At 71.7% G+C, this 20,136-nt stretch carries 18 protein-coding genes; 11 read left to right on the forward strand and 7 right to left on the reverse strand.

The window, feature by feature from the left end; genetic code table 11:
• The first annotated feature begins 3 nt into the window (after positions 1-3).
• The 7 genes from R0145_RS02980 (at position 4) to R0145_RS03010 (ending at position 7,340) form a co-directional block, all read left to right on the forward strand.
• On the forward strand, positions 4-1,548 hold the full coding sequence (locus tag R0145_RS02980) for an NADH-quinone oxidoreductase subunit M (RefSeq protein ID WP_317838942.1): 1,545 nt from the start codon (positions 4-6) through the stop codon (positions 1,546-1,548).
• Positions 1,548-3,125 (forward strand): NADH-quinone oxidoreductase subunit NuoN, encoded by a 1,578-nt coding sequence (gene nuoN, locus R0145_RS02985; RefSeq protein ID WP_317838943.1) that lies wholly within the window; start codon positions 1,548-1,550, stop codon positions 3,123-3,125. The genes R0145_RS02980 and nuoN overlap by 1 nt, the downstream gene beginning before the upstream one ends.
• A 14-nt stretch (positions 3,126-3,139) precedes the next feature.
• Positions 3,140-4,117: a polyprenyl synthetase family protein gene (locus R0145_RS02990; RefSeq protein WP_411742092.1), complete on the forward strand. Its 978-nt coding sequence runs from the start codon at positions 3,140-3,142 to the stop codon at positions 4,115-4,117.
• Between the two features lie 97 nt (positions 4,118-4,214).
• The gene (locus tag R0145_RS02995) at positions 4,215-5,375 is read left to right on the forward strand and encodes an energy-coupling factor ABC transporter permease (RefSeq protein ID WP_317838944.1); all 1,161 of its coding nucleotides are present in this window, start codon (positions 4,215-4,217) and stop codon (positions 5,373-5,375) included.
• Positions 5,372-6,214 (forward strand): cobalt ECF transporter T component CbiQ, encoded by an 843-nt coding sequence (cbiQ, locus tag R0145_RS03000; protein ID WP_317838945.1) that lies wholly within the window; start codon positions 5,372-5,374, stop codon positions 6,212-6,214. The genes R0145_RS02995 and cbiQ overlap by 4 nt, the downstream gene beginning before the upstream one ends.
• Positions 6,211-7,026: an ABC transporter ATP-binding protein gene (locus R0145_RS03005; protein WP_317838946.1), complete on the forward strand. Its 816-nt coding sequence runs from the start codon at positions 6,211-6,213 to the stop codon at positions 7,024-7,026. Before cbiQ ends, R0145_RS03005 begins: the two co-directional genes overlap by 4 nt.
• Positions 7,023-7,340 (forward strand): helix-turn-helix transcriptional regulator, encoded by a 318-nt coding sequence (locus tag R0145_RS03010; protein ID WP_317838947.1) that lies wholly within the window; start codon positions 7,023-7,025, stop codon positions 7,338-7,340. Before R0145_RS03005 ends, R0145_RS03010 begins: the two co-directional genes overlap by 4 nt.
• Positions 7,341-7,362: 22 nt before the next feature.
• Here R0145_RS03010 and R0145_RS03015 read toward each other — a convergent pair whose 3' ends face one another.
• From R0145_RS03015 to R0145_RS03040, 6 genes are all read right to left on the reverse strand, one after another.
• Positions 7,363-8,613: an HNH endonuclease signature motif containing protein gene (locus R0145_RS03015; protein ID WP_317838948.1), complete on the reverse strand. Its 1,251-nt coding sequence runs from the start codon at positions 8,611-8,613 to the stop codon at positions 7,363-7,365.
• Positions 8,614-8,874: 261 nt separating this feature from the next.
• The gene (locus R0145_RS03020) at positions 8,875-10,881 is read right to left on the reverse strand and encodes a M13 family metallopeptidase (protein WP_317838949.1); all 2,007 of its coding nucleotides are present in this window, start codon (positions 10,879-10,881) and stop codon (positions 8,875-8,877) included.
• Positions 10,878-11,810, reverse strand: a complete 933-nt coding sequence (gene rarD, locus R0145_RS03025; protein WP_317838950.1) for an EamA family transporter RarD — start codon at positions 11,808-11,810, stop codon at positions 10,878-10,880. Before rarD ends, R0145_RS03020 begins: the two co-directional genes overlap by 4 nt.
• Complete coding sequence (locus R0145_RS03030) at positions 11,807-12,703, reverse strand: polysaccharide deacetylase family protein (protein ID WP_317838951.1); 897 nt, start codon at positions 12,701-12,703, stop codon at positions 11,807-11,809. The genes rarD and R0145_RS03030 overlap by 4 nt, the downstream gene beginning before the upstream one ends.
• Before the next feature lie 134 nt (positions 12,704-12,837).
• Positions 12,838-13,896 (reverse strand): 2-oxoacid:ferredoxin oxidoreductase subunit beta, encoded by a 1,059-nt coding sequence (locus R0145_RS03035; RefSeq protein WP_317840134.1) that lies wholly within the window; start codon positions 13,894-13,896, stop codon positions 12,838-12,840.
• Positions 13,897-13,946: 50 nt separating this feature from the next.
• A complete protein-coding gene (locus R0145_RS03040; RefSeq protein WP_317840135.1) occupies positions 13,947-15,860 on the reverse strand; it encodes a 2-oxoacid:acceptor oxidoreductase subunit alpha in 1,914 nt (637 codons plus the stop codon).
• A gap of 190 nt (positions 15,861-16,050) precedes the next feature.
• On the opposite strand from R0145_RS03040, the gene R0145_RS03045 reads away from it, so the two are divergent.
• The 4 genes from R0145_RS03045 (at position 16,051) to mptB (ending at position 19,039) form a co-directional block, all read left to right on the forward strand.
• Entirely contained in the window at positions 16,051-16,464 is a 414-nt protein-coding gene (locus tag R0145_RS03045; protein ID WP_317838952.1) for a proton-conducting membrane transporter, read from the forward strand.
• Positions 16,461-17,036 carry an NADH-quinone oxidoreductase subunit C gene (locus tag R0145_RS03050; RefSeq protein WP_317838953.1) on the forward strand — a complete coding sequence of 192 codons (576 nt, stop codon included), beginning with the start codon at positions 16,461-16,463 and terminating at the stop codon, positions 17,034-17,036. The genes R0145_RS03045 and R0145_RS03050 overlap by 4 nt, the downstream gene beginning before the upstream one ends.
• Entirely contained in the window at positions 17,033-17,356 is a 324-nt protein-coding gene (locus R0145_RS03055; protein WP_317838954.1) for a 4Fe-4S binding protein, read from the forward strand. Before R0145_RS03050 ends, R0145_RS03055 begins: the two co-directional genes overlap by 4 nt.
• A gap of 108 nt (positions 17,357-17,464) precedes the next feature.
• Complete coding sequence (mptB, locus tag R0145_RS03060) at positions 17,465-19,039, forward strand: polyprenol phosphomannose-dependent alpha 1,6 mannosyltransferase MptB (protein WP_317838955.1); 1,575 nt, start codon at positions 17,465-17,467, stop codon at positions 19,037-19,039.
• A gap of 19 nt (positions 19,040-19,058) precedes the next feature.
• Here the strand turns inward: mptB and R0145_RS03065 are convergent, their stop codons facing one another.
• The gene (locus R0145_RS03065) at positions 19,059-20,114 is read right to left on the reverse strand and encodes an enoyl-CoA hydratase/isomerase family protein (RefSeq protein ID WP_317838956.1); all 1,056 of its coding nucleotides are present in this window, start codon (positions 20,112-20,114) and stop codon (positions 19,059-19,061) included.
• Between the last annotated feature and the right edge of the window lie 22 nt (positions 20,115-20,136).

Below are 20,136 nucleotides of genomic sequence, written 5' to 3' on the forward strand. Positions count from 1 at the left end.
CACATGACGACGTTCCCCTGGCTCACCGTGCTCGCGGTGCTGCCGCTGATCGGTGCGCTCGCACTGGTCTTCATCAAGGGCTCGCTGGCGCGTACGGTCGGGCTCGCCTTCTCACTGGTGACGCTGGTCGTCGCGATCGGGGTCGCGATCGGCTTCGACCCCGGCGCGGGTCTGCAGTATGTCGAGCAGCAGTCCTGGATCCCCGCCATCGGCGCCTCCTACTCGCTGGGCGTCGACGGGATGGGCCTGCTGATGGTCCTGCTGACGACGATCCTGGTGCCGGTGGTGCTGATCGCGGTCTGGGACGATCCCGACGCCAATGAGGGCCGCTGGACCTCACAGACCTTCTTCGGCCTGGCGCTGCTGCTCGAGGGCCTGTCGCTGTATGTCTTCCTGGCCACCGACGTGCTGCTCTTCTACCTCTTCTTCGAGGCCACCCTGATCCCGATGTACTTCCTGATCGGGGGCTTCGGCGGGCAGAAGCGCAACGCCGCGGCGATGAAGTTCCTGCTGTTCTCGCTGGCCGGCGGACTGGTGATGCTGGTCGCGGTGATCGGCATCTACGCGGTCACCGCCGGGCTCGGCCAGCCCACGTACGCCCTGCAGTCGCTGCAGCCGGCCGCCGCCGCGGGGCTGTTCGACACCCCGGTCGGCAAGTGGCTCTTCACCGGGTTCTTCATCGCCTTCGCGATCAAGGCGCCGATGGTGCCGGTGCACACCTGGTTGGCCGACGCCGCGGAGGCATCCCACCCGGGCAGCGCCACCCTGATGGTCTCGGTGCTGGACAAGATCGGCACCTTCGGCATGCTGCGGTTCTGCCTGGGCCTGTTCCCGCAGGCCAGCGTGTGGGCGACGCCGCTGGTGCTGGTGCTGGCGCTGATCTCGATCGTCTACGGTGCGGTCGCCGCGATCGGGCAGCGGAACCTGATGCGGTTCGTGGCGTTCACCTCGGTGAGCCACTTCGGCTTCATGGTGATGGGCATCTTCGCGATGACCACCTCCGGCATCGCCGGCTCGATCTTCTACATGTTCAACCACGGGCTGTCCACCGCGGCGCTGTTCCTGGTCGTCGGCTACCTGATCAAGCGGCGCGGCTCGGCCGACATCGCCGCCTTCGGCGGGGTGCAGAAGGTCGCCCCGGTGATGGCCGGTTTCCTGCTGATCTCCGGTCTGTCGGCGCTCGCCCTGCCCGGCCTGTCGAGCTTCGTCTCGGAGTTCATGGTGCTCGCCGGCACGTTCGCCAAGTACCGCTGGATCGCCGCCCTGGCCGCCTCCGCCCTGCTGCTGTCCGCGATCTACGTGATGGCGGTCTACCAGCGCACGATGACCGGGCCGGTGACCGACCAGGTGACCCGTACGGTCCACGCCGACCTCACCCTGCGCGAGCGGGTGGCCGTCGTCCCGCTGCTCGCGATCATCCTCGTGCTCGGTTTCTTCCCGCGTCCTGCCCTGCAGCTGGCTGAGCCCCAAGGGGCCCAGACGGTCGCCGCGATGCAGGCCGTCGGGATCTCCGAACCCCAGCCGCAGATCCCGGAGGGCAAGAACTGATGAACACCAGCATCGACTACGCGGGGCTGCTGACCGCGATCCTTCCCGTCGTGATCGTCTTTGCCGGCGCCTCGCTGAGCCTGCTGGCCGAGGCGGTCCTGCCCCGGCGGGCCCGGTGGGGGACCCAGCTGGCGTTGTCGCTGGTCGTCCTGGCGGTGGCCTTCGGCTCTTCGATCGCCATGTACGGCTCGTCCTCGGCACTGGCCCAGGACCAGACCGCGATGGTGATGGTCGACCGGCCGGCGCTCGGGCTGTGGATGCTCCTCACCGTCTTCGGGGTGCTGTCGGTCCTGCTGTTCGCCGAGCGTGAGGTGTACGGCGGGGTCAGCGCCTTCACCCCGTCCGGTGCGGCGATCCCCGGATCACTCGACGAGAAGGCCGCCGGCGAGGCGCGCCACGAGCACAGCGAGGTCTTCACCCTGCTGCTGTTCTCGCTGACCGGCATGATGCTGTTCCTCGCCGCCGACGACCTGATGATGATGTTCGTCGCGCTGGAGATCATGTCGCTGCCGCTCTACCTGCTCTCCGGGCTGGCCCGCCGGCGCCGGCTGCTCAGCCAGGAGGCGGCGCTGAAGTACTTCCTGCTCGGCGCACTGTCCTCGGCGTTCTTCCTCTTCGGCATCGCCCTGGTCTTCGCCTACGCCGGGTCCTTCCAGCTGGCGGTGATCGACGCCTCGATCGGCCAGAGCACCCTGTCCGAGGGCGTACTGATCTCCGGGCTGCTGCTGATGCTCGTCGGCCTGCTGTTCAAGGTCGGCATCGTGCCGTTCGCCAGCTGGGTCCCGGACGTCTACACCGGCGCCCCCACCCCGGTCACCGCGTTCATGGCGGTCTGCACCAAGATCGCCGCCGTCGGCGGTCTGCTGCGGGTGCTGTACGTGGCCCTCGGCGCGGAGCGCTGGAACTGGCAGCCGGTCCTCGCGGTGCTGGCGATCCTCACCATGCTGATCGGTGCCGTCGTCGGTCTGGCCCAGACCGACATCAAGCGGCTGCTGGCGTACTCCTCGATCACCCACGCCGGCTACCTCCTGGTCGCCGTCGCCGCTGCCGCCCAGGCGGCCAACGGGGTCAGCGGGCTGACCTCGGTGTCGGCCACCTCGTTCTACCTGCTGACGTACGGCGTGGCGACCATCCCGGCCTTTGCGATGATCACCATGGTGCGGGACAACGGCGCCGAGGTGACCCAGCTGTCCGGCTGGGCGGGGATCGGGAAGAAGAACCCGGTGTTCGCCACGGTGATGGCGGTGTTCATGCTGAGCTTCGCCGGCATCCCGCTGACCGCCGGTTTCATCGGCAAGTGGGCCGTCTTCGCCACCGCGCTGGAGGCCGGCTGGGGCTGGCTCGCGGTGGTCGGCGTGCTGCTCAGCCTGGTGGCCGCGGTCTACTACCTGCGGGTGATCGCGATCATGTTCTTCCGCGAGCCGGTCGACGGGCCGGAGGTCACCGACACCTCGGCCGCGACGCTGATCGTGGTGGTGCTCGGCCTGGTCGCCACCGTGGTGCTGGGCATCGTTCCCGGGCCGGCGATGGGCTTCTTCCAGAATGCGAGTGAATTCCTTCGTCTGGGTATGATGTGAGCCTTGTGACCCCCATCTCAGCCCCGCAGACCCGGGATGCCTTCGAAGCGTACGTGCGGGAGCGGCTCGATGCGATCGAGACCGCTCTCGCGGCCGCTGCGACCGGCTCGATGCCGTTCGTCACCGAAGCCGCCCGGCACATCATCTCCGCCGGCGGGAAGCGGTTCCGGCCGCTGCTGGTCGTCCTCACCTCGGCGCTGGGCACGCCGCGGTCCGCGGAGGACCTGACCCGGGCCGCGTTGGTGATGGAACTGACCCACGTCGCCAGCCTCTACCACGACGACGTGATGGACGAGGCGGAGATCCGGCGTGGGGCCCCCAGCGCGAACAGCATCTGGGACAACAGCGTCGCCATTCTCGTCGGCGACTACCTCTTCGCCAGGGCCTCGGACATCGTCGCCGACCTCGGCGTCGACTTCGTCCGGCTGCAGGCCCGGACCTTCTCCCGGCTGGTGCAGGGGCAGATCGCCGAGACGGTCGGCCCCGCCGAGGGACAGGACGCGGTGGGTGCCTACCTCGACGTGGTCGCCGACAAGACCGGGTCGCTGATCGCCTCCTCGGCGATGTTCGGCGGCATGGTGGCCGGCCTGCCGGCCGAGCAGGTGGCGGCCCTGGCCGGATTCGGCGAGGAGCTGGGCGTGGTCTTCCAGCTCAGCGACGACATCATCGACATCACCTCCGACAGCACCGGCAAGACCCCCGGCACCGACCTGCGTGAGGGCGTGCCGACCCTGCCGACCCTGATGCTCGCCGACTACCGGGACGAGGAGTCCCGCGACCTGCTCCGGCTGGTCCGCGGCGACCTGTCCGACGACGGCGCGCTCACCGAGGCGTTGCGCCGGCTGCGGGGGCATGCGGTGATCGACCGGGCCCGCGAGGAGGTCGCCCGCCGTGCCGAGATCGCCCGGGGGCACCTCGCCGGGCTGCCGGCCGGGATGGCCAAGGATGCGCTGAGTGAGCTCTGCGACACCGTGGTGACTCGCTCGGCCTGAGTCCTCCGGGAGCCCTTCGGCCGGGTCCGGGTTCCGGCCCGCGAGAATATCTGAGCACTCGTTCACATATCAGTGCCGATCGGGATAGTCTCACGCCATGCATGTCCCCGACGGATTCCTCGGCGTCCCTACCTCCGTGGCCACCGGCGCCCTCGCGGCCGTGGCCCTCGGCCTGGCCCTGCGGGGGTCGCGCCGTGAGCTCGGCGAGCTCGGGGCGGTCCGCGCGGGCCTGACCGCGTGCTTCATCTTCGCCGCGCAGATGGTCAACTTCCCCGTCGCGGCCGGCACCTCCGGACATCTGCTGGGCGGAGCGCTGGCGGTCGCCCTGGTCGGACCGTGGACCGCGGTGCTGGTGATGTCCTGCGTCCTGGTGGTGCAGGCACTGGTCTTCGCCGACGGTGGCGTCACCGCGCTGGGGACGAACATCCTGCTGATGGGTGTCGTCGGGGTCGGCGTCGCCACCCTGGTCTCATACGGCGTGACGGCGATCCTCGGCCGGCGGGGCCGAGCGGTGGGGCGTCCGGTCGGCCGGGGCGGGGTGATCGCGGCGAGCGCGGCGGGGGCATTCGTGTCGGTCCCCACCGCCGCGGCCGCGTTCTGCCTGCTGTACGCGATCGGGGGCGCGGTGCCGATCCCGCTCGGCGCACTCACCCTGGCGATGGTGGGCACCCATCTGCTGATCGGTGTCGGGGAGGCGGTGATCACCGCGGCGGTGGTCGGGGCGGTGCTCGCCGTCCGGCCCGACCTGGTCCGGCTGGCCGGCCGCGAGGGCACCCCGGTGACCGCGGTGACGCTCGCCGACGGCACCGTGGTGCTGCGGTCGGCCGTGGGCGGTGCCGCATCGGGGGTCGGTGTGTCGTCGGGGGGTGGGGCGTCGGGGGATGGCGCGGACGCCGATGTCCGGCGCCGGGCCGAGCGGCCGCGGCTGGGCCGGGGCACTGCTGTCATCGCGTTGGCGGCCACGGTCGTCGTCGCCGGAGGGCTCAGTCTCTTTGCCTCGACCAGTCCCGACGGCCTGGAGCATGTGGCGGGTGCCCTCGGCTTCGCCGGCAGCGCCGTCTCACCACTGGTACACACCCCATTGGCCGACTACGGCATCGCCGGCCTGGGTGCCGTCGGGACCACGCTGGCCGGCCTGTTCGGGGTCGCCCTGACCCTCGGTCTCGGCCTGTTGGTCGTCAGTGGGGTCCGCCGCGGTCGGCCGCGTGGGGCGGGAGCGGTCGACGATCAGCCCCGGCCCACCGAGGAGCGCCGATGACCGCCGCGGTGGTCCTGCCCACCTCGCCGCCGGTGCTGCTCGCCGGTCACACCCCCGGCATCGCCCGGCCGTGGGAGCGGCCGAGCCTGGTCCGGTCACTGCCTGCGGAGACCAAGCTCATTGCCCTGGTCGGCTTCGCTCTGGTCGTGGTGGCGGCGCCGGCCGCCGCGTGGCCGGTGCTGCTGCTCGCCGTCGCCGGGCTGGTGGCCGTCGCCGTGATCGCCCGGGTGCCGTTCGGCTGGGCGCTGCGACGTGCCGGGGTCGAGCTGCCATTCCTGGTGTTCGCGCTGCTGATGCCGATCGTCGCGACCGGTGAGCGGGTGCAGGTCGGTCCGCTGTCCTTGTCGGCGGCGGGTCTGGTCGGCGGCGCGCTGGTTCTCGCCCGCGCGACGCTCGGGGTGGGGGCGGCCCTCGTGCTCGCCGCCTCCACACCGCCGCACGAGATCATCGAGGGTCTGGGCCGGCTCCGGCTGCCGCGGGCGCTGGTGGATGTGCTCACCCACATGATCCGCTTCCTCGACATCGTCGCCGACGACCTGCGTCGCCAGGGCATCGCCCAGGCGGCCCGTGGGGATCACCGGAGCCGGATGGGGCGGCTCGCCGCCACGGCGGCGTCGGCCGGGCACCTTTTCGTCCGCTGTGTCGAACGCGGCGAGCGGCTCCAGCTCGCCATGCTGTCCCGCGGGTACCGCGGCGCGCTGCCGCCGAGTGGCAGGCCCGCCGCGACGGCGGGGGAGTGGGGCCGGGCACTCGCTCTGCCGGTGGTGGTCGGCGCCGTCCTGCTGACTGTGCTCGTGGCCGGGTCGGTGGGGCCGCTGGGAGCGGGGGGACCGCGATGAAGGCCGGTGCCGCGATGAAGCCCGGCACCGGGCCGACGTCGCCGCCCGCTCTCGTCGTCGAGGGCCTGGCGTTCGCCTATCCCGACGGCCGGCAGGTGCTGTTCGGCGTCGACCTGACCGTGGCGGCCGGCGAGCGGATCGCCCTGGTGGGGCCGAACGGCGCGGGGAAGACCACCCTGCTGCTGCACCTCAACGGCACTCTCGGCCCCGCGTCGGGGGGCGTCGGCGTCGGCGAGGTCCGGGTGGCCGGGGTGCCGGTCCGTCCCGACACGCTGAGGGAGGTCCGGCGCCGGGTCGGGATCGTCTTCCAGGACCCCGACGACCAACTGTTCCTGCCCACCGTCGGCCGCGATGTCGCCTTCGGACCGGCGAACCTCGGTTGGTCGCCCGAGGAGGTCGACCACCGGGTCACCGACGCCCTGGAGCGGGTGGGAATGGCGGGTCTGCGGGACCGTACGCCGCACCACCTCTCCTTCGGTCAGAAGCGGCGGGTCGCCCTGGCCGGGGTGCTGGCGATGGACCCCGATGTCCTCGTGCTCGACGAGCCGTCCTCCAACCTGGACCCGGCCGCGCGTCGGGAGCTGGCCGAGATCCTCGACTCCCTCGATGTCACCGTCGTGATGGTCACCCATGATCTGCCGTACGCGGCCCAGTTGTGCACCCGGTGCGCGGTCCTTGACGGTGGCCGGATCGTTGCCGACGGGCCGGTGCTCGACGTGCTGGGGGACGCCGATCTGCTCGCCGCGCACCGGCTCGAGCTGCCGCACGGCTTCCGGCTGGCGCCGGAGGTCGACGAGGAGCGGGCGCGATGAACCGTCCGGCCGATGGGCCACTGCCCATCCCGGCCGACGACATCGACGCCTGGGCGGCACGGTTCGACCTGCTCGGTGACCCGACCCGGCTGAGCCTGCTGGCGTACATGCACCTGCATCCGGGTTGTACGGTCGGCGAACTCGCCGCGGCCGCCGGGACTACGCCCACCACCACGTCGCAGGCCCTCCGGGTGCTGCGACGACAGGGCTGGGTGGGAGTGGAACGGGATGGTCGGCTGATGCGCTACACCCTTCTTGATGACCTGGCTCACCGGGTGCTGCACCTGATGGGTCACCGTCACGCCGTCGGCTGACGGTGGGTGCGGGGCCGACGGTTCATGTGCGGAGGCGGATGGTGCCGTGGTTGGTGATGAGGAAGTGTTGGCCGCGGGGGGTGGTCCAGTGCCAGTGGCCGGGTTGGGGTTGGGTCGACAGGTAGCCGCCGTGGGTGCGGGCGCGGTGGGCGGTCCGGCCGAGTGGGCCGAGGTTGTCTGGTGTGGTGGGTCCGCCGCGTGCCGAGGGGATCGTGTGGTCGATGTCGGTGTGTCGGGCGGTGAGGGTGGCGTAGGGGGCGACTTCGACGGGCTGGGCCAGGATCAGTTGTTCGCGGATCCGGTCGGGTACCTCGTAGGCATCGACCGGGATCGACTCGGCGTGGTTGATCACCCGGGTCAGCCGGACCCGGCACCCGGCCAATAGCTCGCCGAGGGCGGTGTGGGCGAGGGGGCCGTGGCCCTCGACCCGGGCCAGGTCTGCCCCGGGGGTGGTGTGGACGTACAGGTGCACGATCGGGGTCTGGGCGGGATGTTGGCCGCGGGCGAGCAGCCCCAGGGCGCGGGCCCGGCGGGCATCCAAATCGGTCGTGTCGCCGGCGGCGGCCAACTCCGCGGCCATGGTGGCGAGGGTCTGGTCGAGTTGGGCGGCGTCGGCGGTGTCCAGGACACCGACCACGTCGGCGGCGGCGATCTCGCCCTCCAGCAGGCGTTGGGCCCGGGCCCAGGAGATCCCGGGCAGGGTGTCGCCGATCCGGTCGTCGATCCACACGACGCTGGCCGCGGGGAGGTGGTGGCAGCGGCGGGCGACCTGGACGGCGCGCCAGACGGGGAGGTGGCCGTGGATCATCTGGTTCCACAGTCGGGGGTGGCGCCATTTCAGATCCAGGGCGTCGGAGATCGTCTGCCTCGCCCGGTCCGGGGCCAACTCCAGTGCCCCGCCGACCTCCAGGTGGAGGAACTCCGGCACCGCCGGGGTCCCCTCACCCCCCAAGGAGACGAGTTGTTCCCGGTCGACCGGGCCGGCCGCCTCGACCAGGTCGGCGACCAGGGCCAGGCGGCGGATCTCGGCGAACCGGGCCAACGCCTCCACCTCCGCCAACTGGGCGAGATGATCAGCCGGATCCTCCGGCAGACCATACCCGGCGGTCACCGCCACCGGGTCCCCTTCCTCACCGTTCTGGCCGGTGAGGGTGACCATCAGCCCATCGACCAACAACGGCGCACCATCGGCGACCGGCCGGGCCGGCGCCGGCCGGAAGAAGTCCGGCCACCCCGGCAACCCCGGCAACACGGGACTCGTGTCCTCATCCATGACCCCAACGCTAGACCAAGGGTCAGACAATCAATCGAACACACAGTCGAAACCATCCGAGTGCCACGGGAACTGGAACCACGGGAACAGGACACACGGGACGGAGAGGGCCATGGCCCCCGGACCGTACCCACCGCCGACAGCTCCTTCTCTGGGCCTGCCCAATGGTCCTTCGGGGTGGACCACAACCTGGCAGCCGCCCGAGCCCGACCCAGTCGAGCTTTGGCCGAGCCTGCCCCCGATCGCCGCCCGCGCCGCACCTCACCAGATCCGGACGCGCTCCTCGGGATCGAGCCACATGCCGTCGCCGGGCCGGGTGGCGTACGTCGCGTGGAAGGCGTCGACGTTGCGCAGGGTCTGGTTGCAGCGGAACTCCGAGGGGGAGTGCGGGTCGGTCGCCAGGCGCTGCCGGACGGTCTCCGGGCGGGTCTTCTGCTGCCAGGTCCGGGCGAAGTTCATGAAGAACCGCTCCTCCCCGGTCAGTCCCTCGATCGGTTCCGGCTCTCGCACCTCTCCGGTGTCCGGGTCGGTCAGCGCGATCCGCCAGGCGTCGTACGCGATGGACACCCCACCCAGATCACCGATGTTCTCCCCGATGGTGAGTGCCCCGTTCACCGTCAGCCCGTCGGCGCCCTCGGGCGAGAGCGCGTCGTACTGGGCGATCAGCGCCGTGGTGCGGGCCGTGAACGCCGCGCGGTCCTCGTCGGTCCACCAGTCCCGCAGCCGGCCGTCGCCGTCGCAGGTCGAGCCCTGGTCGTCGAAGCCGTGGCCGATCTCGTGGCCGATCACCGCCCCGATCCCGCCGTAGTTGACCGCGTCGTCGGCCTCCGGGTGGAAGAACGGGGACTGCAGGATGGCGGCCGGGAAGACGATCTCGTTGCGCAGCGGGTGGTAGTACGCGTTGACCGTCTGCGGAGTCATGAACCACTCTTCCCGGTCGATCGGCCCGCCGAGCTTGGCCAGGTCCCGGTCGGTCTCGAACTCCGCGGTGCGACGTACGTTGCCGATCAGGTCGTCGGGGACGATCGACAGCTTGGTGTAGTCGATCCACTTCGTCGGGTAGCCGATCTTCGGGGTGAACTTGGCGAGCTTGGCCAGCGCCTCCGCCCGGGTCGCGTCGGTCATCCAGTCCAGCCGGCTGATCGAGCGGCGGTAGGCCTCGAGCAGGTTGCCGACCAACTCGTCGCAGCGTTCCTTGGCGGCCGGCGGGAAGTATCGCTCCACGTAGAGCCGTCCCACGGCCTCGCCGACGCAGCCCTCGACCAGACCGACCCCGCGCTTCCACCGCGGCTTGATCGTCGGGGTGCCGGACAGCGTGGTGCCGTAGAAGGCGAAGTTCTCCGCGGTGAACGCCTCGGGCAGGAACGCCGCGGTGCCGACCAGCAGCCGCCAGCGGGCCCAGGAACGCCAGGCCGGCAGCCGGTCGGCCACCAGCAGCGGCGCCACGTCGTCGAGGAAGGACGGCTGCGATTCGATCAGCCCGGTGACCTGCTCACCGTCGACACCGAGCGCGTCGAGGTAGTGGCGCAGGTCCACCGCCGGGTTGATCGCGGCGACGCGATCGGCCAGCGCGTCGATCTCGATCGGGTTGTACGAGGCGACCATGTCGCGGCGGCGGACCTTGTCCCAGTGGCAGGCGGCGATCGCCGTCTCCAGGTCCATCACCGCCTCGGCCTGTGCCCGCGGGTCGGCCAGCCCGGCCAGCCCGAACATCCGCTCCGCATGGTCGACGTACGCCGTCCGGATGTCGGCGTACTGGTCGAGCCGGTAGTACTCCTCGTCCGGCAGGCCCAGCCCGCCCTGGCCGATGAACAGGGCGTACGCCTCCGGCCGGCCCGGGTCGGCGTCGACCCCGCCGTACAGCAGGCTGCCGAGCCCGCGGCGGGCGTTGCGGCCGAGCAGTGTGACCACAGAGGGGACATCGGTGAGGGCGTCGATCGCGGCCAGCTCGTCCTGCAGCGGGGTGGTGCCGAGGGCCTCGATGGCGGCGGTGTCCATGAAGCCGGCGTAGAGGCCGGCGATCCGGTCGGCGTCGGTCTGCGGGCCGTCGTGGACCGCGGGGACACCCAGGCCGGTGACGATGTCGCGGACCGCCTCCTCGGAGCGGTCCCGCAGGTCGCTGAAGGCGCCGGTGAGCGGCTTGTCCTCGGGGATCACCGCGCGGGCCAGCCAGCTGCCGTTGACGTGCCGGTAGAAGTCCGTGCGGGCGGGGACCGCCTCGTCCACGGCGGTCAGGTCCAGCACGACGGGGGTCTCCTCAACAGTCATGAGCCGATCGTAGTCGGGCGGCCGCGGCCGGCCCGGCCCAATCGTCGCCACGCCACCAGCGCCTCGGCACTGACGATCACCACCGACACCCAGACCAGCAGGAAGCCGGCCCACCGCCCCGGCGACATCACCTCACCCCGCAGCAGCCAGCCGATCAGGAACTGCAGGGTGGGCGCCAGGTACTGCAACAGGCCCAGCGCGGTCAGCGGCAGCCGCTGGGCGGCGTCGGCGAAGAACAGCAGTGGGACCAGGGTGACCAGCCCGCCGACGACCAGCAGCGTGGTGTGCAGCGGGCCGTACGCCGTGAACGTGCCCCGCCCGGTCGCCTGCAGCCAGCCGAGGAAGCCGACGGCGACCACGCCGATCCCGAGGCCCTCGACGACCATCCCGGACAGCGCGTCGATCCGGACGCCCTTCTTCATCAGGCCGTAGAGGCCGAAGGTCACCGCCAGCACCAGGGCGGCCCACGGCAGCCCGCCGACCTCGACGGTCAGCACCACCACGGCGATCGCGGCGAGCCCGACGGCGAGCCACTGCAGCCGGGAGAGTCGCTCGTGCAGGAGGAGAACGCCGAGCAGGATCGACAGGATCGGGTTGATGTAGTAGCCGAGGGCGGCGTCCAGGACATGACCGTTGTTGACCGCCCAGATGTAGGTGCCCCAGTTGACACTGATCAGCACCCCGGCGCCCAGCAGGCTGGCCCAGGCCCGGCGGCTGGTCAGCCCCCGCCAGAACCGCCGCCGCAGCAGCAGGCAGCCGAGCAGCGCGAAGACCAGCGACCAGACGACCCGCTGGGCGAGGATCTCCACCGCCCCCGCCCGGGCCAGCAACGGCCAGTACAGCGGGAAGAAGCCCCACAACAGATAGGCGCCCAGCCCGGCCAGCAGGCCACGCCGCAGACCGGGCCGTACGGTGGTGGTGTCGGTCACGCGATCACGCCGAAGGTGTAGCCGGCGGTGCGCAGGTCGGTGACGATCTGCGGCAGCGCCTCGGTGGAGATCCGCTTCCCCGGGGCGTCGTGCATCAGGATCACCACGACGTTCGGGTTCTTCACCAGCGCCATGTCCTTCTGCACGTTGCCCGCCGCCTCGGCCGGGGTGGTCGGTTCCTTCTTCTTCGCCTCGGCGTCGCCGGTCATCGCGTTCCAGTCGATCCACGACAGTCCCCGGTCGGTCAGGCCCGCGTCGGCGTCGGCCAGGCCCTTCCATGACATGTGCCCGCCCGGGTAGCGGAAGCAACCCGGCGTGTACCCGGGCCCAAGCGCGGCCCGGATCGTGTCCAGCGCCTTGGCCTGATCGGTGAGGATGTGGTCGGTGTTCCCACGCCGCTGCGGGTAGAGGTACTGGTAGTCGTGGCTGAACGAGTGGATGCACACCGCATTGCCCTCGGTCACCTCGCGCTGCACCAGCGCCGGACCGCTGCGACCGAGCCCGGGGGGCCCGGCGATCACGAAGAAGGTGGCCGGCACGTTATTCGCCCGCAGCGCGTCGAGCACCAGCGGGGTGGCATCGGTGCTCGGGCCGTCGTCGAAGGTGAGGAAGGCGATCTTCTGTTGCGGGTAGTCCGCGGCGGCCTTCCCCTTCTCCAACCAGTCGTGCACCTTCGCTGCCGGATAGGCGTACGCCTGGGCCGCGGCGTTGTGGTTGGTGCCCGCCACGACGTACGGCGTCGGGGTCGGGGTGGGGGTCGGTTCGGACCGCTCCCGCGACGGCGGTGCGCAGGCCGACAGCACCATGGCCGCCGACACCACAGCCACCAGCAACGGCGGCACCAGGGCCGGGGCCGGGCGGCGGTGACGGAACGACAGGTGGGCTGGGGTCATCGAGACTTCCTCCGGGGCGCCGAGCGGCGGGGCCGTGACGGGGACATGTCCACCCAAGGCTAGGCACGTGCCGGGGCGTCCCGGACGGTCGTGCCGCGCGCGGCGTGTCGCGCGCTCAGGTGGCGTTCAGACCGTCAGGCGCTGACCTCCCAGGTGTCCTGGCCGTAGAGCAACTCCTGCAGCGAGGCGTCGTCGACGTCCTCCCCGTTGCCCCGGGCGGTCCGCACCTGCTCACGCGCCTCGTCGTCGTAGGACGGGCGTTGCACGTCGCGGAAGACACCGATCGGGGAGCGCTGCAGATGGCCGGCGCTGCTCAGCCGGGAGAGCGCGAAGGCGTACGACGGGTCCTCGGCGTGCGCGTCGTGCACGACGATGTCGTCGTCGGCCACCTCGGCCCGCTCGGCGATCCGCAGCGCCCCGGTCGCACGGTCCCGGACCACCGCCAGGTGGCCGTCGACGCCGAAGACGATCGGCTCACCGTGGCTGAGCGGGATGATCGCCTCGGCGGACTCCTCGCCCCCCTTGAGGGCGTCGAACGCGCCGTCGTTGAAGATCGGGCAGTTCTGGTAGATCTCCACCAGCGAGGCACCGCGGTGCGCGGCGGCCGCCTTCAGCACCGCGCTGAGGTGCTTGCGGTCGGAGTCGACCGCCCGGGCGACGAAGGTCGCCTCGGCACCGAGGGCCAGCGAGACCGGGTTGAGCGGCTGGTCCAGCGACCCCATCGGGGTCGACTTGGTGACCTTGCCCATCTCCGAGGTCGGCGAGTACTGGCCCTTGGTGAGGCCGTAGATCCGGTTGTTGAACAACAGGATGGTGATGTTGACGTTGCGGCGCAGCGCGTGCAGCAGGTGGTTGCCGCCGATCGACAGCGCGTCGCCGTCGCCGGTGATCACGAACACGGCGAGGTCCTCGCGGGTGGCCGCGACGCCGGTGGCGATCGCCGGGGCCCGGCCGTGGATCGAGTGCATGCCGTACGCGTCGACGTAGTACGGGAATCGCGAGGAGCAGCCGATGCCGGAGATGATCACGGTGTTCTCACGCTTGATCCCGAGCTCCGGCATGAACCCCTGGAACGCGGCCAGCACGGCGTAGTCACCGCAGCCGGGGCACCAGCGGACCTCCTGGTCGGAGACGAAGTCCTTGCGGTTGAGCGGCGCGATCGCCAGCGGCACGTGGGCGAGGCCGCGGCCCAGTGCCGGCGGGGTGGCCGACGCAACCGGGGCAGTGGGGTACTTCGTGGTGGTCACTGGAGGGCTCCTTCCGAGGTCTGGGTTTCCGGGGCGAGAGCCCGGGCCTCGACCTCACGGACGATCTCGTACAGGTCCGCCTCGAACTCGTCGACCGAGATCGGCAGACCGCGGACCCGGGAGTAGCTCTGCACGTCGACCAGGTACTTCGCCCGCAGCAGCAGGGCGAGCTGGCCCAGGTTCATCTCCGGCACCACGACCCGGTCGTACGCCCGCAGCACCTCGCCGAGGTTCGCCGGGAACGGGTTCAGCCAGCGCAGCTGGGCGTGGGCCACCTTGGTGCCGGTCTTGCGCATCCGGCGGATCGCGGCCAGCGCCGGGCCGTACGTCGACCCCCAGCCGAGCACCAGCACCCGGGCGCCGTCCCCGCTCTCCCGGCCCGGGTCGTCGACCTCCAGCGGCGGGATGATCCGGGCGATGCCGTCGACCTTCGCCTGCCGGGTGTCGGTCATCAGCTGGTGGTTGGCCGGGTCGTAGGAGATGTTGCCGGTGCGGGAGTCCTTCTCGATGCCGCCGAGGCGGTGCTCCAGACCCGGCGTGCCGGGGATCGCCCACGGCCGGGCCAGGGTCTCCTCGTCGCGCAGGTACGGCAGGAACTCGGCCTTCTTCCCGTTCGGCCCCTTCGTACCGTTGGGCTCGGTGGCGAAGTGCGGGTCGATCGCCGGGATCGTCGCCAGCTGCGGCACCCGCCACGGCTCGGCGCCGTTGGCGAGGTAGCCGTCGGTCAGCACGAAGACCGGCGTACGGTACTCGACCGCGACCCGGACCGCCTCGACCGCAGTGTCGAAGCAGTCGGCGGGGGACTGGGCGGCGATCACCGGCACCGGCGCCTCACCGTGGCGGCCGTAGAGCGCCATCAGCAGATCGGCCTGCTCGGTCTTGGTCGGCATCCCGGTCGACGGGCCGGACCGCTGCACGTCACAGATCACCATCGGCAGCTCGGTCATCACGGCCAGTGAGATCGTCTCGGACTTCAGCGCGATGCCCGGCCCCGAGGACGCGGTCACCCCGAGCCGCCCGGCGAAGCTGGCGCCCAGCGCCGAGCCGGCCGCGGCGATCTCGTCCTCGGCCTGGAAGGTCATCACGTTGAAGCGCTTGAGCTTGGACAGCGTGTGCAGCACGTCGGAGGCCGGCGTGATCGGGTAGGCGCCGAAGAACAGCGGCAGGCCGGCCTTCTGGGCGCCGACGACCAGCCCGTACGCCAGCGCCACGTTGCCGGAGATCTGCCGGTAGCGGCCGGCCGGCATCGGCGCCGGGGCGACCTGGTAGGTGACCCCGAACGTCTCGGTGGTCTCGCCGAACGCGTAGCCGGTCCGGAAGGCGGTGATGTTGGCATCGCGCAGCTGCGGCTTGCCGGCGAACTTCTCGCTGAGGAACTTCAGCGTGGTGTCGGTGTCCCGGTTGTACAGCCAGCTGAGCAGGCCCAGGGCGAACATGTTCTTGGCCCGGGAGGCGTCCTTGCGGGTCAGCCCGAAGCCCTGGACCGCGGCCACCGTCATGCCGGTCAGGTCGAGGGCGTGCAGCTGGTAGTCGTCCAGCGAGCCGTCCTCCAGCGGGTTCCGCTCGTAGCCGACCTTGGTGAGGTTGCGCTTGGTGAACTCCGCGGTGTCGACGATGATCAGGCCGCCACGCTTGAGCTGGGGGATGCTCGCCTTGAGCGCCGCCGGGTTCATCGCCACCAGCACGTCGGCGGTGTCGCCGGGAGTGACGATGTCGAAGTCGGCGAAGTGCACCTGGAAGCTCGACACCCCGGGGATGGTGCCCTGGGGAGCGCGGATCTCGGCCGGGAAGTTCGGCAGGGTGGAGATGTCGTTGCCGAACGACGCCGCCTCGGCCGTGAACCGGTCACCGGTGAGTTGCATCCCGTCGCCGGAGTCGCCCGCGAACCGGATGACCACACGGTTGAGCATCTGGACGTCTGCCACGTCGGTCTGCCTCGCTTCTCGTCGTACTGCACCTCCTGAGGTGAGGCGCCGGTCAAGTCTAGTGCTCACTTGAGGTGAGCCTCACTTATTGGATCTGCTAATGAGTGTAGAGGCAAGCCCTTATGCCCCAGGGTGGTCCGGAGGATGGGATGCCCGCGGCGATAGGCTGTCCGGTATGGCACAGGGCACACGTGTGTACGACTGGTACGGCGACGGCCGGCTGCTCGTCGCCGACCTCGGACTCGCCTGCTGCACCCTCGAGTTCGAGGCCGCCGCAGCGGACCGTCGTGAGGTGGCCCCGGCCGACGCCCCCGGCGCACCGCTGGCGGTGGTGGTCTCCGGCACCGTCCCCGATGCGCTGGTGCCGGTGGTCCGGCAGGCGATCGACGCGCTCGGGGACCGCGCCGGCCGGCGTCCGCAGGTCGTCGCGTACGGGGCCTGCGCCGACTCGGGTGGCCCCTACTGGGATTCGTACGCCGTCGCCGACGGCATCGCGCAGTTCGTCCCGGTGACGGCGGTCGTCCCCGGCTGTCCACCCCCGCCGGGCTCCCTCGACGACGTCCTCGCCGGGCTGGTGGCGGCACGATGAGCACCGACCTGACCCGCCGGGTGGACCCGGCCGACTGGGTCGACGCCGCCCGCGCCGCCCGGGACGAGGGCTTCGACCGGTTCGACTGGCTCGATGCCACCGACGACATCGGCCGGTCGCCGACCGTGACCGTCGTCTGCCAGCTGCGCGACCGCGACGCCCGGGCACTGCGGCTGCGCACCAGCGTGCCCCGCCGGGGCGGTGCGCTGCCCAGTCTGGCCGGCATCTTCCCCGGCGCCGGCTGGTGCGAACGGGAGGCGGGCGAGGGCTACGCGGTGGAGTTCAGCGGCGGCGACCACCGCCGGCTGCTGCTCGCCCCGGACGCTCCGGAGGCCCCGCTGCTCAAGGACCACCCGCTCGCCGCCCGCGCCGCGGTGCCGTGGCCGGGCGCCGACGACCCCGAAGAGAGCGCCCGGGCCCGCCGCCGGATGGTGCCGCCGGGTGTGCCCGACCCCGCGGTGTGGGGGGACCGTGACCCCGCCGCCGGATCGGTCGATCCCGAGGAACTCGCGGCGGAGGTGGCGGGGACCCGGGTGCGTCGGGCGCGGGGGGCCGGACGGGGACCGCGATGACCGGCCCGCACGGGAGCATCCGGTTGATCGAGGACCGCTGCACCTCCTGCCTGATCTGCGCCCGGGAGTGCCCGGTCTGGTGCATCACCGTGCAGGCCCACACCGAGCCCGATCCCGGCTCGGAGACCTCCCGTCGGCCCCGGCTGCACAACGTCCTGGACCGGTTCGCCATCGACTGGTCGGTCTGTATGTACTGCGGGATCTGCGTCGATGAGTGTCCCTTCGACGCCCTCGTCTGGGGCGACGGCCGGGTGCCACCGGCCCGGAGCGCGGGCGACCTGGTGCACGAACGCGATCGGTTGGCACCGGGCAGGTCCTGATCCGCCGGCCGGATCCACCGCGGGGATTGGCCGGAACGCCGGGCAGGGGCTTACTCTGGCAGGGGCGGTATGCCGCAGGGAGGGATCGTGTAGCGGGAAAGGATGAGGATGGCTGGTGACCAGGTGCGCGACCTCGCGTCGCCGCACGCCCTCCGCTCCGCCTATCCGCTGCGGGTACGGGCCGCCGACGCGGTGGCCGCCCTCGGCGCCGAATGGTACGACCCGATGGTCCGTCAGGGCCTGCTCGGGATCGTCCTGATCGTCCTCGGGTCCTTCAGCCCCGCCTTCCTGCCGGACAGCTCGCCGCTGTGGTCACTGCCCGGCCTGGGGATCGTCCGGACGACGATCGGGGCCACTTTCGCCGCGCTCGTCGCGCTCGCCGGGGTCTGGCTGGTGCTGGACGCCTGGCTGCGGCTGCGGCCGACCGCCCCCGGACGACACGACTTCCGCGCCGTGCTGGCCCTGTGGTCGGCGCCGCTGCTGTTCGCGCCGCCGGTCTTCAGCCAGGACGCCTATTCGTACGCCGCCCAGGGCTGGCTGGTCTCCCGCGGGGTGGACCCCTACCAGGTGGGCCCGGCGGCGCTGCCCGGATCCTTCGCCGACGCGGTGTCGCGGGTGTGGCTCTACACCCCCACCCCGTACGGCCCGCTCAGCCTGCAGATCCAGCGGATCCTGGTCGACGCGACCGGCGGGCACCTGCTGGCGCCGGCCGCCGGCAGCCCGCTGCACGCCTACCTCGCCGCGCTGGCGATGCGCGTCCCGGCGGTGCTGGGCGTGGTGCTGCTGGCCGCCTGTCTGCCCGCGCTGATCCGCCATGTCGGTGCCGCCGGCCTCGACGTCGATCGTGGCATCTGGCTGGCCGTGGCGAATCCGCTGATGATCGTGCACTTCATCGGCGGCGCCCACAACGACGCGCTGATGGTCGGGCTGATGGTGCTCGCGCTGTGGTGTGGGACCCAGGGGCGGTTCGTCACCGCGGCGATCCTGGTCGGCGTCGCCACCGCGGCGAAGCAGCCCGCCGCGCTGTCCGGGGTCGCCGTCGCGTTCATGGCCCTGCCGGCGGCCTCCCGACGCTGGTCGGCCTGGCGAGAGATCCTCCGCCGGACGGCCACCACCGCGGCGATCGCCCTCGCCTCGTTCGCCGGGGTGTCCCTGCTGACCGGCCTCGGGTTCGGCTGGCTGCACGCGATGACCGTGCCGGGGTCGGTGCCCACCATCGCCCCCAGCAGCCTGGTCGCCCAGGCGGTGAACTCGGTGGTCCTGCAGTGGGGCTACTACGAATGGGGCGGGGTGATCACCGGCGCGGTCGAGACGGTGTTCGGTGTCGCCACCGTCGGGTTCATCGTCTGGATGGCCGCCCGGATCGCCCTGCACCGCCCGATCCGCTTCGTCTCCTGGGGCCTGTTGGCCGCCGCGATCGGCGGCGCCGCGCTGCACGGCTGGTACCTGCTGTGGGGCGGCCTGCTGCTCCCCGCCACCCGCCCGTCGCCCCGGCTGGTCCGGGTGGCCGTCTGGGTCACCGTCGGCATGGTCGTCTACTACGGCAGCAACCTGGCGTTCCGCAACGGCGCCGGCTGGCTCGGCATCCTCTCCCTGCTGCCGTACGCGCTGCTGATGCTGCGCCACGACCGGGCCGGGTGGCGTACGCCGCTCGCCGCCGCCTCGCCGGTCCCCCCGCTCTGATCCTCCGCGGCGTCCGCTCTCAGTCGGCGAACAGCTCCGCCACGTCCTGCGGGTCGACGTCCTCGATCGAGGCGTCGCTCCACCGCGGGCTCTGGTCCTTGTCCACCAGTTGGGCGCGGACGCCTTCCGCGAAATCGGGCAGCATCGCCATCCGCTCGGCCACCCGCAGGTCCTGGCCGAGCACCTCGTGCACCCCCGACATCCCCCGGGCGCGCCGCAGCGCCTCCAGGCTGGTCACCACCGACAGCGGGCAGCGCAGCCGCAGGTCGGCACCCGCCCGGCGGGCCGCCGGGTCGGGGTGGTCGAGCAGCCGCTCGACGACGGTGACCGCGTCGTCGGTGCCGAAGCACTCGTCGATCCAGCGCCGGGACGGACCGTCCTCGTACAGCGCGGACAGCGCCGGGAAGGAGAGCTCCACCCCGGTGAACGGGGCCCCCTCGGCGAGGGCGTACAACCACGGGTCGCGGCGGCCGTCGAGGGCGGCCATCTCCGCCATCCGGTCGGCAGCCACCATCGCGTCGGCGAACCCGGCGGCCACGGCGTCGGCGCCGTCGAGGGTCGCCCCGGTCATCGCCATCCAGGCGCCGATCCGACCGGGGGCCCGGGCCAGCAGCCACTGGGCGCCGACGTCGGGGGTGAACCCGATGACGGTCTCCGGCATCGCCAACCTGGTGTCCTCGGTGGCGAGCCGGATCGAGCCGTGACCGGACACGCCCACCCCGCCGCCCATCACGATTCCGTCCATCAGCGCCACGTACGGCTTGGGGAAGTCGGCGATCGCGGCGTTCATGGCGTACTCGGTGGCGAAGAACGGCCCCGGGTTGCCCTCGTCCAGGACATGCCGGCGGACCGCCCGGACATCCCCGCCCGAGCACAGCCCGCGCTCGCCGGCGCCCTGGATCACCACCGCGCCGATGGCGTCGTCCGTCGCCCAGGCGTCGAGCCGGTCGTGGATGTCGGTGACCATGGCGAGGTTCAGCGCGTTGATCGCCCGCGGGCGGTTGAGGACGATCCGGGCCACCGGCCCGTCGGTGCCGAACAGGACGTCGTCGGTGGTGCGGCTGGTCAGCTCCATCGGGGTTCCTTCCTCCGGGGTC

The organism is Raineyella sp. W15-4 (genome assembly GCF_033170155.1).
In the GTDB taxonomy this organism is placed as follows: Bacteria; Actinomycetota; Actinomycetes; order Propionibacteriales; family Propionibacteriaceae; genus Raineyella.

Coding starts and splice junctions, on each gene's coding strand:
- R0145_RS03040 (WP_317840135.1), bottom strand. CDS start 15,860: ATGCTCAACCGTGTGGTCATCCGGTTCGCGGGCGACTCCGGCGACGGG.
- R0145_RS03020 (WP_317838949.1), bottom strand. CDS start 10,881: ATGACTGTTGAGGAGACCCCCGTCGTGCTGGACCTGACCGCCGTGGAC.
- mptB (WP_317838955.1), top strand. CDS start 17,465: ATGGCTGGTGACCAGGTGCGCGACCTCGCGTCGCCGCACGCCCTCCGC.
- R0145_RS03045 (WP_317838952.1), top strand. CDS start 16,051: ATGGCACAGGGCACACGTGTGTACGACTGGTACGGCGACGGCCGGCTG.
- R0145_RS03005 (WP_317838946.1), top strand. CDS start 6,211: ATGAAGGCCGGTGCCGCGATGAAGCCCGGCACCGGGCCGACGTCGCCG.
- R0145_RS03015 (WP_317838948.1), bottom strand. CDS start 8,613: ATGGATGAGGACACGAGTCCCGTGTTGCCGGGGTTGCCGGGGTGGCCG.
- R0145_RS03030 (WP_317838951.1), bottom strand. CDS start 12,703: ATGACCCCAGCCCACCTGTCGTTCCGTCACCGCCGCCCGGCCCCGGCC.
- R0145_RS03010 (WP_317838947.1), top strand. CDS start 7,023: ATGAACCGTCCGGCCGATGGGCCACTGCCCATCCCGGCCGACGACATC.
- R0145_RS02995 (WP_317838944.1), top strand. CDS start 4,215: ATGCATGTCCCCGACGGATTCCTCGGCGTCCCTACCTCCGTGGCCACC.
- cbiQ (WP_317838945.1), top strand. CDS start 5,372: ATGACCGCCGCGGTGGTCCTGCCCACCTCGCCGCCGGTGCTGCTCGCC.
- R0145_RS03050 (WP_317838953.1), top strand. CDS start 16,461: ATGAGCACCGACCTGACCCGCCGGGTGGACCCGGCCGACTGGGTCGAC.
- R0145_RS02980 (WP_317838942.1), top strand. CDS start 4: ATGACGACGTTCCCCTGGCTCACCGTGCTCGCGGTGCTGCCGCTGATC.
- R0145_RS03065 (WP_317838956.1), bottom strand. CDS start 20,114: ATGGAGCTGACCAGCCGCACCACCGACGACGTCCTGTTCGGCACCGAC.
- R0145_RS03055 (WP_317838954.1), top strand. CDS start 17,033: ATGACCGGCCCGCACGGGAGCATCCGGTTGATCGAGGACCGCTGCACC.
- nuoN (WP_317838943.1), top strand. CDS start 1,548: ATGAACACCAGCATCGACTACGCGGGGCTGCTGACCGCGATCCTTCCC.